At 68.1% G+C, this 12,562-nt stretch carries 10 protein-coding genes; 9 read left to right on the forward strand and 1 reads right to left on the reverse strand.

Annotation, left to right across the window (positions count from 1 at the left end; genetic code table 11):
* Positions 1 to 4 precede the first annotated feature (4 nt).
* The 5 genes from ACFJGT_RS05935 (at position 5) to ACFJGT_RS05955 (ending at position 5,545) form a co-directional block, all read left to right on the forward strand.
* Positions 5 to 1,384, forward strand: coding sequence for a sensor histidine kinase (locus ACFJGT_RS05935; RefSeq protein ID WP_377846832.1), 1,380 nt, complete (start codon positions 5 to 7; stop codon positions 1,382 to 1,384).
* A gap of 67 nt (positions 1,385 to 1,451) precedes the next feature.
* Entirely contained in the window at positions 1,452 to 2,555 is a 1,104-nt protein-coding gene (ccmI, locus tag ACFJGT_RS05940; protein WP_377846834.1) for a c-type cytochrome biogenesis protein CcmI, read from the forward strand.
* Entirely contained in the window at positions 2,552 to 3,073 is a 522-nt protein-coding gene (ccmE, locus tag ACFJGT_RS05945; protein ID WP_377846836.1) for a cytochrome c maturation protein CcmE, read from the forward strand. The genes ccmI and ccmE overlap by 4 nt, the downstream gene beginning before the upstream one ends.
* 7 nt (positions 3,074 to 3,080) lie before the next feature.
* Complete coding sequence (locus tag ACFJGT_RS05950; RefSeq protein ID WP_377846838.1) at positions 3,081 to 5,057, forward strand: heme lyase CcmF/NrfE family subunit; 1,977 nt, start codon at positions 3,081 to 3,083, stop codon at positions 5,055 to 5,057.
* 5 nt (positions 5,058 to 5,062) lie between these two features.
* Entirely contained in the window at positions 5,063 to 5,545 is a 483-nt protein-coding gene (locus ACFJGT_RS05955; protein ID WP_377846840.1) for a cytochrome c-type biogenesis protein, read from the forward strand.
* A gap of 64 nt (positions 5,546 to 5,609) precedes the next feature.
* On the opposite strand, the gene ACFJGT_RS05960 is transcribed toward ACFJGT_RS05955, so the two are convergent.
* Positions 5,610 to 5,879: a hypothetical protein gene (locus ACFJGT_RS05960; protein ID WP_377846842.1), complete on the reverse strand. Its 270-nt coding sequence runs from the start codon at positions 5,877 to 5,879 to the stop codon at positions 5,610 to 5,612.
* A 180-nt stretch (positions 5,880 to 6,059) separates the two neighbouring features.
* On the opposite strand from ACFJGT_RS05960, the gene ACFJGT_RS05965 reads away from it, so the two are divergent.
* The 4 genes from ACFJGT_RS05965 (at position 6,060) to ACFJGT_RS05980 (ending at position 12,543) form a co-directional block, all read left to right on the forward strand.
* On the forward strand, positions 6,060 to 7,232 hold the full coding sequence (locus ACFJGT_RS05965) for a Do family serine endopeptidase (protein ID WP_377846844.1): 1,173 nt from the start codon (positions 6,060 to 6,062) through the stop codon (positions 7,230 to 7,232).
* Between the two features lie 173 nt (positions 7,233 to 7,405).
* Positions 7,406 to 8,086, forward strand: coding sequence for a winged helix-turn-helix domain-containing protein (locus tag ACFJGT_RS05970; protein ID WP_377846846.1), 681 nt, complete (start codon positions 7,406 to 7,408; stop codon positions 8,084 to 8,086).
* Positions 8,073 to 9,572 (forward strand): sensor histidine kinase, encoded by a 1,500-nt coding sequence (locus ACFJGT_RS05975; protein WP_377846848.1) that lies wholly within the window; start codon positions 8,073 to 8,075, stop codon positions 9,570 to 9,572. Before ACFJGT_RS05970 ends, ACFJGT_RS05975 begins: the two co-directional genes overlap by 14 nt.
* A 16-nt stretch (positions 9,573 to 9,588) precedes the next feature.
* Complete coding sequence (locus ACFJGT_RS05980) at positions 9,589 to 12,543, forward strand: bifunctional [glutamine synthetase] adenylyltransferase/[glutamine synthetase]-adenylyl-L-tyrosine phosphorylase (protein ID WP_377846850.1); 2,955 nt, start codon at positions 9,589 to 9,591, stop codon at positions 12,541 to 12,543.
* Positions 12,544 to 12,562: the final 19 nt, after the last annotated feature.

Here is a 12,562-nt window from a genome sequence, read left to right on the forward strand (position 1 = left end):
GGCGATGCCGCTCAAGTCCCATCGCTATTCGCTGGGAACGCGGCTGTTCTTCTCGGCGGCCGTCTGCTGCGTGCTGATCCTGGTGCTGGCCGGCGTCGGCCTCACCACCTTCTACCGCCGCTCGGCCGAGCGTGGCTTCGACGAGCGGCTCTCTGTCTATATCAAGCAACTGGTCGCCGATCTCGCCGCCCCGCCCGAGACCGAGCGTCAGACGGTCGGCGATCTCGGCGAGCCGCGTTTCGACCTGCCGCTGACCGGCTGGTACTGGCAGATCACGCGGCTCGACGGCGAGCGGCCCAATGTCCGCGCCTCGCGCTCGCTGGTCGGCGGGCAATTGCCCAAGCTGCTCGACCAGTCGATCGTGCCGAACAGCCGCGGCCTGCGCGAAAGCTATGTTTCCGGCCCGGATGATCGCCTCCTGCGCATCCTGGAGCGCGAGATCGATGTAGGCGAGGATGGGCGCTTCACCGTCGCCGTCGCGGCTCCCGCCGACGAGATCGAAGGGGACATAAGGGATTTCCGCTTCGCTCTGGCGATGACCTTCGTGCTGCTCGGCATCGCGCTGGTCGCCTCGACGCTCGTGCAGGTCCGCTTCGGCCTGCGTCCGCTGGTGCGCCTGCGCTCGGCCGTCGGCGCTGTCAGGACGGGCGATAATCCGCGGATCGTCGGGCAGTACCCGCCTGATCTCGCGCCGCTCGCCAGTGAGCTCAACCAGCTCATCGACGCCAATCACGAAATCCTCGATCGCGCCCGCACCCAGGTCGGCAATCTCGCGCATGCGCTCAAGACGCCGCTCAGCGTGATGATGAACGAGGCCGGCACGAGCGGCGACGGGCAATTGCCCCAGACCGTCCGCGCGCAGGCCGCGATCATGCGTGATCAGGTCCAGTATTATCTCGACCGCGCCCGGGCGGCGGCTCTTTCCGGCGCGCTCGGCGGCGTGACCGAGATCGCGCCCTCGCTCGACGCATTGCTGCGCACCTTCACCAAGATCTCGCAGGGCAGGGGCATTTCCGGCTCGCATGCAATTTCGCCCGGCTTGCGCTTCCGCGGGGAGAAGCAGGACCTGGAGGAGATGCTCGGGAATCTCCTCGACAACGCCTTCAAATGGGCGGGCTCGACGGTCGAGGTTTCCCTTGCGGACGAGAAAGCCGAGGATACCGAGCGGATCGCGCTCCTGATCGACGATGACGGGCCCGGTCTGCCGGCGGAGGCCATGGCCGAAGTCCTGAAGCGGGGGCGTCGACTCGACGAGACCACGCCGGGCTCCGGCCTCGGCCTCTCGATCGTCGTCGACATCGCCAAGCTCTATGGCGGAGGTCTGAGCCTGCATCGCTCGCCGCTTGGTGGATTGCGGGCGCGGCTGGAGCTGCCTTCGGTTTAGAGAAATTCTTTGCCGCGTGACCCTTTGTCACCATGAACCCGAGCGGACGATTGGCTAAGAACGCCGCATGATGATTTGGGCCATCTTTGCAGCGATGACGGGAGCGGCGGTTTTCGCCTTGCTCTGGCCGCTGAGTCACGGCCGGGCTCAGGGCTTCGCTGATGTTTCGGACGCCCGCAGCCTCTATCGCTCCCAGCTCAAGGAGATCGACCGCGATCTTGCCCGCAAGCTGATTGGCGAAGAGGAGGCGCAGGCCGCCCGCACCGAAGCCGCGCGCCGCCTTCTGCGCGCCGCCGGCGACGAAACCGACCCTGCGGGCGAGACCGAGCCCTCGCTGCGACGGCGCCGGGCGAGTTCTGCCCTGATGCTCTCGGTCGTACCGCTGCTCGCCCTCCTGATCTATGGCCTTTACGGCTCTCCCGGCCAGCCCGACCAGCCATTGGCGGCACGTTTGGAGAAGGCCGGTCCGCAGCAGGATTTCGCGATCGTGCTGGCCCGCATGGAAGCCCATCTCGCCGCCAATCCGGGCGACGCCAGGGGCTGGTCGCTGCTCGCGCCGATCTACCTGCGCCAGGGCCGCTATGACGAGGCTGCCAAAGCCTTCGCCGCTGCCGTCCGCTCCGGCAAGCCCGATGCCGATCTCTATGCCGGGCTGGGTGAAGCGCGCATCATGGAAGCCGGCGGCGTCGTGACCGCAGCGGCGCGTGAAGCGCTGGCCGAAACGGTCAAACTCGACCCGAAAAACCCCCGCGCTCGTTACTACCTCGCTCTTGCCAGGGAGCAGGACGGCGATGGCGAAGGCGCGCAGGCTGCGCTCTCCCAACTCCTCGCCGAAGTGCCCGCCGATGCCGACTGGGCCGGTGCCGTCCGCGCCCGGCTGGAGCGGATGCAGGCCGATGCCGGCCGCAAGGCGGTCGCAGCCCTTCCCGAGGCCGAGCGCCAGCAGGCGATCAAGGCGATGGTCGACGGTCTTGCCGAACGCCTGAACGCAGGCGGCGGCACTTTGCCGGAATGGAGCCGGCTGATCAGGGCCCGCGCCGTCCTCGGCGACAAGCCTGCGGCGCTTCAGGCCGTGAAGACAGCACGCGAGCGCCTCGCAGAGGACAAGTCCGCGCTTGCGGCGATCGACGCGCTCGCCGATGAATTGGCCTTGAAGGAGGCCGCACCATGACGATTGCCCAGCCGACGCGGCCGCTCCCGGTGAAACGCCGCTGGACTCGCAAGCAGCGCAGGCTGAGCCTGATCGCGGCGGGCGGCGCCGTGCTCTTCCTCGCAGCCGGCCTCGTCCTCTTTGCGATGCGCGACACCATCGTCTTTTTCTACGGGCCGACCGAGATCGCCGAAAAGGGCGTGCAGCCCGGCACCCGCATGCGCCTGGGCGGGCTGGTCGAAGCCGGTTCCGTCCAGCGCAATGGCGGCCAGCGCGTCACCTTCGGCGTCACCGACGGCAAGACCGCGATCAAGGTTGGCTATGACGGTCTGCTGCCCGACCTGTTCCGGGAAGGTCAGGGCGTTGTGACCGAGGGCGTCTTCGAAGGCGCCGGGCGCTTCAAGGCGGATTCCGTGCTGGCGAAGCATGACGAGACCTATATGCCGCGCGAGGTCGCCGACGCGCTGAAGAAGCAGGGGCACTGGCAGGCGGGCAGCGGCGCGGGCGCTACTCCCGCTGCCGCGCCGGCAAAGCCGTGAGCCAAGCATGATCGTCGAGATCGGGCATTACGCGCTGGCGCTCGCGCTCGGCGTCTCCGTGATCCAGGCGGTGGTGCCGTTCTGGGGCGTGTTCCGGCAGGACCGGACGCTGGCCTCGGTCGGCAGCAGCGCGGCGCTGGTCTCCTTCGCGCTGGTCGCCCTGTCCTTCGCCGCGCTGGTCACGTCCTATGTCCGCTCCGATTTCTCGGTCGGCAATGTGGTCGCCAATTCCCATTCGGCGCAGCCGCTGATCTACAAATTCACCTCCGTCTGGGGCAACCACGAAGGCTCGATGCTGCTGTGGGTGCTGATCCTAACGCTGTTCGGCGCGCTGGTCGCACTCTCGCGCCGCTCGCTGCCGCCGCGCCTGCGCGCCGGTGCGCTTGCCGCGCAGGGGCTCGTCGCGGTCGCCTTCCTCGCCTTCACCCTGTTCACCTCGAACCCGTTCCAGCGGCTATCGCCGGTGCCGGCCGAGGGGCAGGACCTTAACCCGATCCTGCAGGACCTTGGCCTCGCGATCCATCCGCCGCTGCTCTATATCGGCTATGTCGGCTTCTCGATCACCTATGCCTTCGCGGTCGCGGCCCTGATCGACGGGCGCATCGACGCGATGTGGGCGCGCGCCGTCCGGCCCTGGACGCTGCTGGCCTGGACCTTCCTGACGCTCGGCATCGCGATGGGCTCCTACTGGGCCTATTACGAGCTCGGCTGGGGCGGCTGGTGGTTCTGGGACCCGGTCGAGAACGCCTCCTTCATGCCCTGGCTCGCCGGCACGGCCCTGATCCATTCGACGGTGGTGATGGAGAAGCGCGACGCGCTGAAGGTCTGGACGATCCTGCTCGCGATCCTGACCTTCTCGCTTTCGCTGCTTGGCACCTTCATCGTCCGCTCGGGCGTTCTGACCTCGGTGCATTCCTTCGCGACCGACCCGGCGCGCGGCCTCTTCATCCTCCTGATCCTGATCTTCTTCGTCGGTGGCTCGCTCGCGCTCTTCGCCTGGCGTGCGCCCCTGCTGCGGCAGGGTGGCCTGTTCGCGCCGGTCTCCCGGGAGAGCGCGCTCGTCGTCAACAACGTCTTCCTGGCGACGGCCTGCGCCACCGTCTTCGTCGGCACGCTCTATCCGCTGCTTCTGGAAATGATCACCGGCGACAAGATCTCGGTCGGCCCACCCTTCTACAACGCGACCTTCGTGCCGGTGATGGTGCCGCTGCTGCTCCTGCTGCCGATCGGCCAGTCGCTCGCCTGGAAGCGTGGCGACCTGCTCGGCGCCGCGCAGCGCAACGCCTTTGCCTTCGGGCTTGCGGTGCTGGCGGCGCTAGCACTGCTTTCGTTCACCCGCGGCGGGCCGGTTCTGGCGCCGCTCGGGGTCGGCTTGGGTGCCTTCCTCGTCCTGGGCGCCGGCTTCGATCTCGCCGAGCGCATCGTCACCCGCGCCAGTGGCTGGCGGGCGATGCTGTCGCGGGCACGCGGCCTGCCGCGCTCTGCCTGGGGCACGGCGCTCGCCCATGCCGGCATCGGCCTGAGCATCATCGGTATCGCCGCCCAGGCCTGGAGCACCGAGGCGATCACGGTGCTGAAGCCCGGCGAGCGCCTGACCAGCGGCCGCTACACCATCGTGCTGGAGGGCATGTCGCCGCGGACCGGGCCGAATTTCCGGGCCGAGGTCGCCCGCTTCCAGGTTTTCGCGGGCGATCGCGAGCTGACGCCGGTCGAAGCGTCCAAGCGCATCTATACGGCGCGCGCCATGCCGACGACCGAAGCCGGAATCCGGACCGACGGCCTGAGCCAAGCCTATGTCAGCCTCGGCGAGGCGCAGGATGGCGGCGTGGCGGTTCGTCTCTACGACAAGCCGCTGATCCTGCTGATCTGGATCGGCTCGCTCGTCATGGCCCTCGGTGGCGGGTTGTCGCTGACCGACAGGCGCTTCCGTCTCGCGGCCCCGAAGCGCGCCGCGCCTGCGGCCGTCGCGCAGCCCGCGGAGTGAAGGCGATGCGGCGGATCGCTCTCATCCTCGGCCTGATGCTGCTGGCGGCGTCCGGCGCGCGGGCCGTGCAACCTGACGAGATCCTGCCCAATGCGGGGCTGGAGCAGCGGGCGCGCGCCATCTCCAGCGAACTGCGCTGCCTCGTTTGCCAGAACCAGTCGATCGACGATTCCGACGCCCCGCTCGCCCGCGATCTGCGCATCCTCGTCCGGGAACGCCTCGTCGCCGGCGACGACGACAAGGCCGTGGTCAATTTCGTCGTTGCCCGTTATGGCGACTTCGTGCTGCTGCGTCCGCCCTTCAACGCGCATACGCTGCTGCTCTGGGGCGCGCCTTTCGTCATCCTGCTGCTGGCGCTCGCCTTTTTGTGGCGCCGCGCCCGCCAGCGCAGTTTTGCTCCAGCGGCGCTGCCGGCGCTTTCGGCGGACGAGGAGGCAAAGCTAGCGGCGCTGGTTGGGCCGCAGGATGGCGCAAGACGGCCGGACTGAAGATCGCGCTCCAATCCAGACGTCCAGGTTTTCACTGCCGCTTCGAGCTATGCTCAGCGCCGGTCTAGATGTTGATACCGCAGCGCTGATACAGCTCGTGCTTCATCGCTCGGACCTTGGGGCCTTCGACCGCATAGCTCACTCTGTTGGCGCGGCCAAATGGTTGCAGCGAGGCGTATGACTGGAAGACGTTGGCGAGACATGCCGCCTTCGCGCCGGTATAGCCACGTTGTGCTGCAATCCGCATGCCGGTTTCGTATGCTGAGCGGTTCTGAGCTACAGCAATGCCGCTGAACCCGGCCGTGAAGGCCAGTGCTATACTGATTTTACGCATCGTAGCCTCCCAACCACGCGACAAGAGGAGACGATGCGCGAGACGGCGTCAAGATGATCAGGACGATCTGGCCAACCTTACGAAACCGTCATCTTCAGGCCAAAGCCGCGTAAGGCGGCGGGCGTCATGGTCCTCGTCACGAGCAGGGGAAAGCACCCTGTGGGTCCAGAGGTTCCCGCCATGACGACACAGACCGAAAACCGCAAGTCCATCCTGAAGCGCGGCGCCCTTCTCGCCGGCACCGCCATTCTCGGCATCGGCCTCGCCGCCGGCATCGCCGACAGCGCCCTGATGCAGAACCACAATGCCATCGCCCAGCCGATCCAGCTCTCCGGCGCGCAGACGGCGCTGCCCTCCTTTGCCGATCTCGTCGACAAGGTGAAGCCGGCCGTCGTCTCCGTCCGCGTGAAGGCGCAGGTCGCCTCCGCCGGCGACGAGCAGAGCCTCGACGACATTCCCCCGCAGCTCCGCCGCTTCTTCCGGGAGCGCGGCGAGGGCGCCATGCCGAACCGGCCGCAGCCGCGTCAGAGCATGTCGCAGGGCTCCGGCTTCTTCGTCAGCCAGGACGGCTACGTCGTGACCAACAACCACGTCGTCGAGAACGCGGTCGAGGTCCAGCTCGTCACCGACACGGGCAAGACGCTGGAGGCCAAGGTCGTCGGCACCGATCCGCGCACCGATCTCGCCCTGCTCAAGGTCAAGGACAGCGGCAACTATCCGTATGTCCAGCTCGCCGATGCCAAGGCGCGTATCGGCGACTGGGTGCTGGCGATCGGCAATCCCTTCGGCCTCGGCGGCACGGTCACGGCCGGCATCGTCTCGGCCCAGGGTCGCGATATCGGCTCCGGTCCCTATGACGACTTCATCCAGATCGATGCGCCGATCAACCGCGGCAATTCGGGCGGCCCGACCTTCAACCAGAGCGGCGAGGTCGTCGGCGTCAACACCGCGATCTACTCGCCGTCGGGCGGCAATGTCGGCATCGCCTTCGCGATTCCGGCGTCCACCGTCAAGCAGGTGGTCGAATCGCTGAAGAAGGACGGCACGGTGGCGCGCGGCTTCATCGGCGTGCAGATCCAGCCGGTGACCGGCGAGATGGCCGACGCGATCGGCCTGAAGGAGCCCAAGGGCGCGCTGGTCGCCGAGGCCCAGGGCAACGGCCCGGCCGCCAAGGCCGGCATCCGCCGCGGCGACACCATCACCGCGGTGAACGGCGAGGCGATCAAGGATGCCCGCGAGCTCTCGCGCAAGATCGCGACCTTTGCGCCGGGCACCAAGACCACGATCACCGTCTTCCGCGAAGGCAAGTCGCGGGAGGTGACCTTCGAGGTCGGCCGCCAGCCGGCGGCCTGATCAGGATTGCATCGGGCTTCCCCGGAAGGCGGCTTCCGCTTTCCGGTCCGATGCTGAAGCAGGGTCCCTCGGTTTCCTGTCGCCCCAGCCCAGGGATCTTGCCGTCGCGGCGGCAGGCCGGATGCGTATCCTCCGGCCTGCCGTTTTCGCGTTTCTTGAGATAGGGTTGGCCTATGCGACTCCTGATCGTCGAAGATGATGCCGAGGCTGCGGCCTATCTGACCAAGGCTTTCCGCGAGGTCGGCCATGTCGCCGACCATGCCGCGGATGGCCTGGAAGGCTATGCCATGGCCGAAGGCGGCGGCTATGACGTGCTGGTCATCGACCGCATGCTGCCGCGTCTCGACGGCTTGTCGCTGATCCGCTCCCTGCGCGAGCAGAAGGACGATACCCCCGCGCTGATCCTCTCGGCGCTCGCCCAGGTCGACGACCGGGTGAAGGGCCTGCGCGCCGGCGGCGACGACTATCTCCCCAAGCCCTATGCCTTCTCGGAGCTGCTGGCCCGCGTCGAGGTGCTGGCCCGCCGCCGCGGCGCGCCTGCCTCCGAGCCCACCACCTATCGCGTCGGCGAACTCGTGCTCGACCGGCTGGCCCACCGCGTCACCCGCGAGGGCCAGGAGATCGTGCTGCAGCCGCGAGAATTCCGCCTGCTCGAATATCTCATGAAGCATGCCGGCCAGGTCGTGACCCGCACGATGCTGTTGGAGAATGTCTGGGACTATCATTTCGACCCCCAGACCAATGTCATCGACGTGCATGTCAGCCGCTTGCGCTCGAAGGTCGACAAGGGTTTCGAGCTGCCGATGATCCACACCATCCGCGGCGCAGGATACATGGTCCGTGACAGCCGCTGACGCTATTCCGCGGAAACGCCAGAAGTTCCTGCCGACGCTGTTCCGCACGACCGCCTTCAAGCTGACGGCAGCCTATCTCGTCATCTTCGCGCTCTTCGCCGCCTTCGTGCTGGGTTACGTCGCCTGGAACGCCAAGCGCCTGCTCGACGACCAGATCCGCTCGACCATCGACGCCGAGATTCAGGGCCTGGCCGAGCAGCAGCGCCAGGGCGGCATCCGCCGTATCGTCAACATCGTCGAGCGTCGTTCGCGGGCGCCCGGCGCCTCGCTCTATCTCGTCACCACGCCGGTCGGCGAGCGCATCGCCGGCAATGTCGAGGCGATCCCGCCGGGCACGCTCGACCGCACCGGCGAGAGCGAGATCGAATATGCCCGTTCCAGCGAGTCGGTCGACCGGCCGAGCCATGCGCTCGTGCGCGTCTACCTGCTGCCGGCCGGATTCCGTCTGCTCGTCGGCCGTGACCTCGAGGAGCGCGAGCGGCTGGGTATCGTCATCCGACGCGCCGCGGGTTGGTCGCTGGCACTGGTCTTCATCCTCGGCTGCTTCGCCAGCTGGTTCGTGGCGCGGCGCGTGCTCAAGCGCATCGACGGCATGAGCGAGACCGCGCATGGCATCATGGCAGGCGACCTGAAGGGCAGGCTCGACATTACCGGCACCGGCGACGAGCTCGACCGGCTCGCGCTCAACCTCAATGCCATGCTCGATCGCATCGGCGAGTTGATGGCGGGCATGCAGCAGGTCACCGACAACATCGCCCATGACCTCAAGACGCCATTGACCCGCCTTCGCAACCGCGCCGAGGAGGCGCTGCGCACGGCGAAGGCGCCGGATGAGTTGCGCGCCGCGCTCGACGGCGCGATCGAGGAGGCGGACAACCTGATCCGCGTCTTCAACGCACTCCTGATGATCGCGCGGCTGGAAGCCGGCCGGATCAGCGAGAACATGAGCGAGCTCGACATCTCCGAGATCGTCTCAGGGCTCGCCGAACTCTACGAGCCGCTCGCAGAGGAAGCCGGCCTCTCTCTGACCTCGGAGGTCGCACCGAACCTGAAGATCCGCGGCAATCGCGAGCTGATCGGGCAAGCGCTCAACAACCTGATCGACAATGCCCTGAAATACGGCGCGCCGGAGCAGGGCGGCGACGGCAGCGTGTCGGTCTCGGCGCGGCAGATCGGCGATCAGGTCGAGTTGTCCGTCGCCGATCACGGGCCCGGCATCCCCGAGGCCGATCGCGGCCGCGTGCTCGACCGTTTCGTGCGGCTCGATGCCAGCCGCAGCAAGCCGGGCTTCGGGCTCGGACTCTCACTGGCGGCCGGCGTCGTACGCCTGCATGGCGGTCAGCTCAAGCTGGAGGACAACGCGCCGGGCCTGCGCGTGGTTATCCTCCTGCCGGCCGACGCGCCTAAGCCTGTGGACACGCCGGCCCTCCCGGAGCCAGCCGCCTCGACAGCGGCATCAAACCCTGCTGGCCTGCCCAGCCTCTGAGGCAGGACGATGAACGATGGCGGAACGGCTCTGTGACAGGCTCGAGGCGGCGCCGGTCCTGCCGGCCAAGGCCAAGGCCGAGGCGCTGCTCAAGCGCGAGCTGATCGAGCGGCTGCATGACGAGGAAGCGGCCGGAGCGCTGAACGCGCATCTGGCCGAGCATCCGGCGAGCGCGGCGCTTGTCGCCGGCATCCTCGCCCATTCGCCCTTCCTGACGCAGATCATGCGCTTCGACCCCGCTGGGCTGCTCGCTGCCTTGACGGAGGCGCCGGAGGCGCGCCGCGACGCGCTTCTGAGCGGCATTACGGCTTTCGCCGAGACCGGCTGCGAAACCGCCGACCTGATGCGCGAATTGCGCCGCTTCCGCCGCGCCATGGCGCTCCTGGTCGCGCTTGCCGATATCGGTGGCGCCTGGGATGTCGAGACCGTGACGGGCGCTCTCACCGCAACCGCAGACGCGGCAACACGTCTCGCCACGAACCACGTTTTGCGTCGGGCAGCCGATCTCGGCCGGATCAACCTCGCCGATCCCGCCGATCCCGGCGCTGGCTCCGGTCTCGTCGTGCTGGCGCTCGGCAAGCATGGTGCCGGCGAGCTGAACTATTCCTCCGACATCGACATCGTCGTCTTCTTCGACCCCGAGGCGGCGGAAGCCGCCGGCGTCGGCGAGCCCACGAGCTTCTTCGTCAAGCTCACCCAGCAGATCGCGCGCATCATCCAGGAGCGCACGCCGGACGGCTACGTCTTCCGCGTCGACCTGCGCCTGCGGCCGGACCCGGCCTCGACCCATGTCGCCGTCTCGCTGCCCTCGGCCTATTCCTATTACGAGACGGTCGGCCAGAACTGGGAACGCGCCGCCATGATCAAGGCGCGGCCGATCGCGGGCGACATCGAGCTCGGCCGCCGCTTCCTGAAAGACCTCGCGCCCTTCATCTGGCGCAAGTATTTCGATTTCGCCACCATCGCCGACATTCACGCGATGAAGCGCCAGATCCAGACCGTGAAGGGTCACGAGACCATCGCGGTCGCCGGCCATAACGTGAAGCTCGGGCGCGGCGGCATCCGCGAGATCGAGTTCTTCGTTCAGACCCAGCAGCTCGTCTTCGGTGGCCGCCGCCCGGCGCTCCGCGGCCCGCGCACGCTGGAGATGCTCGGCGAATTGACGACGGAAGGCTGGATCACCCCGCAGGCCCGCGACGAACTCTCCGAATCCTATCGCTGGCTGCGCACCATAGAGCACCGCCTGCAGATGCAGGCCGACGAGCAGACGCAGACCCTGCCCAAGGCGGCGGGCGATCTCGAAGCCTTCTCCCGCTTCTGCGGCTATCCCTCGACGGCCGCCTTCGGCAAGGCGCTGACGGCGCATGCGAAACGCGTCGAGGGGCATTACGCCCTGCTCTTCGAGGAAGGGCCGAGCCTGGCTTCCGAAGCGGGAACGCTGAGCTTCACCGGCTCGGAAGCCGATCCCGAAACGATCGAGACGCTCGGCAAGCTTGGCTTCCGGGAGGGCGCCACAGCGGCGGAAACGGTGCGCGGCTGGCATTTCGGCCGCCGCGCCGCCGTCACCAGCGCCCGCGCCCGCGAGGTGCTGACGGAGCTGACACCGGCCTTGCTCGTCGCGCTCGGCCGCACCGCCGATCCCGACGGCGCGCTCGCCCATCTCGACAATGCCTTCGTCCGCATGCCCGCCGCGGTCGAACTGCTAACGCTGCTGCGCTCGCACGATTCCCTGCTGACGCTCTTCGCCGAGATTCTCGGCAGCGCGCCGCGGCTCGCCAAGGTCGCGGCCTTGCACCCGCATGTGCTCGACGGCGTCATCGATCCCGCCTTCGGGCAGGCGGTGCTCGATGTCGAAGCGCTGGAGCGCCGTATCCGCAACCATGTCGGCTCCCCGCCGCCCAGCGTCGAGGACGGGCTCGACCGCCTGCGCGACGCGGCCCGGCAGGAGAATTTCCTCGTCGGTGCCCGCTTGCTCTCCGGCGTCTATCCGGCGCAAGGGGCAGGGCAGGCCTATTGCGCGGTGGCGGAAGCCTGCCTGCGCGTCGCTTTCACCGACACCCGCAGGTCCTTTGTCGAAGATCACGGCGCGATCGAGGGAGCAGAGACCGTCGTGCTCGGCCTCGGCCGGCTCGGCGCGGGCGAGCTCACGCCCTCATCCGATCTCGACCTGATCCTGCTCTATGACCGGCCGGAGGAGGCCGGGCCGAGCGACGGCGCCCGCAGCCTCGACCCCGTCACCTGGCATGTCCGCTTCACCCAGCGCCTCGTCGCGGCGCTGACCGTGCCGACGCGGCGCGGCACGCTCTATCAGGTCGACATGCGCCTGCGCCCGACCGGCAACAAGAGCCCGGCCGCGACCCAGTTCGCCGGTTTCGAGGCCTACCATTCCGGCGAGGCCGAAATCTGGGAGGAGATGGCGCTGACCCGCGCCCGCGTCGTCGCGGGCGATGCCGGTCTGGCGAAGCGCGCGGAAGCCTCGATCCGCGCGATCCTCTCGCGCAAGCGCGAGCCGGCCAAGGTCGCGACGGCGGTCGCCGAGATGCGCGCGCTGATCGCTAAGGAGAAGGGCGAGAAGGACCCTTGGGACCTGAAGCTCGCGGCCGGTGGCATCACCGATCTCGATTTTCTCGCCCAGTTCCTGCTGCTCGCCCATGCCAGCGAGCATCCCGGTCTGATCGTCAACGACACAGCCTCGGTCTTCGCCGCGGCCAAGGCTGCCGGGCTGCTGTCGGACGGGGATGCCTCGACCCTGCTGGAAGCGCATCGCCTGATCGGCGACGTTCAGCTCTGGCAGCGCTTCACGGTCGAGGAGGCTTTCGATCCCAAGGCCGTGCCGCCCCGGGTGCTGCGCCGGATCGCGACGGCTGTCGGCCGGCCGGATGCGAAGGTGTTGAAGGCCGAGCTGGACGAGGTCCGCGGCGCGGTGAGGGCGATCTTCACCCGCGTGTTGGGCGAGGCTCGGAAGGGATAGGGCGTCATCCAGATGTCGC

The organism is Allobosea sp. UC22_33, from assembly GCF_042700715.1.
Lineage (GTDB): Bacteria > Pseudomonadota > Alphaproteobacteria > Rhizobiales > Beijerinckiaceae > Allobosea.

What these genes read in the sequence shown, in the direction of transcription:
- ACFJGT_RS05935 (WP_377846832.1), top strand. Translation starts at nt 5, where the DNA reads ATGCCGCTCAAGTCCCATCGCTATTCGCTGGGAACGCGGCTGTTCTTC.
- ccmI (WP_377846834.1), top strand. Translation starts at nt 1,452, where the DNA reads ATGATGATTTGGGCCATCTTTGCAGCGATGACGGGAGCGGCGGTTTTC.
- ccmE (WP_377846836.1), top strand. Translation starts at nt 2,552, where the DNA reads ATGACGATTGCCCAGCCGACGCGGCCGCTCCCGGTGAAACGCCGCTGG.
- ACFJGT_RS05950 (WP_377846838.1), top strand. Translation starts at nt 3,081, where the DNA reads ATGATCGTCGAGATCGGGCATTACGCGCTGGCGCTCGCGCTCGGCGTC.
- ACFJGT_RS05955 (WP_377846840.1), top strand. Translation starts at nt 5,063, where the DNA reads ATGCGGCGGATCGCTCTCATCCTCGGCCTGATGCTGCTGGCGGCGTCC.
- ACFJGT_RS05960 (WP_377846842.1), bottom strand. Translation starts at nt 5,879, where the DNA reads ATGCGTAAAATCAGTATAGCACTGGCCTTCACGGCCGGGTTCAGCGGC.
- ACFJGT_RS05965 (WP_377846844.1), top strand. Translation starts at nt 6,060, where the DNA reads ATGACGACACAGACCGAAAACCGCAAGTCCATCCTGAAGCGCGGCGCC.
- ACFJGT_RS05970 (WP_377846846.1), top strand. Translation starts at nt 7,406, where the DNA reads ATGCGACTCCTGATCGTCGAAGATGATGCCGAGGCTGCGGCCTATCTG.
- ACFJGT_RS05980 (WP_377846850.1), top strand. Translation starts at nt 9,589, where the DNA reads ATGGCGGAACGGCTCTGTGACAGGCTCGAGGCGGCGCCGGTCCTGCCG.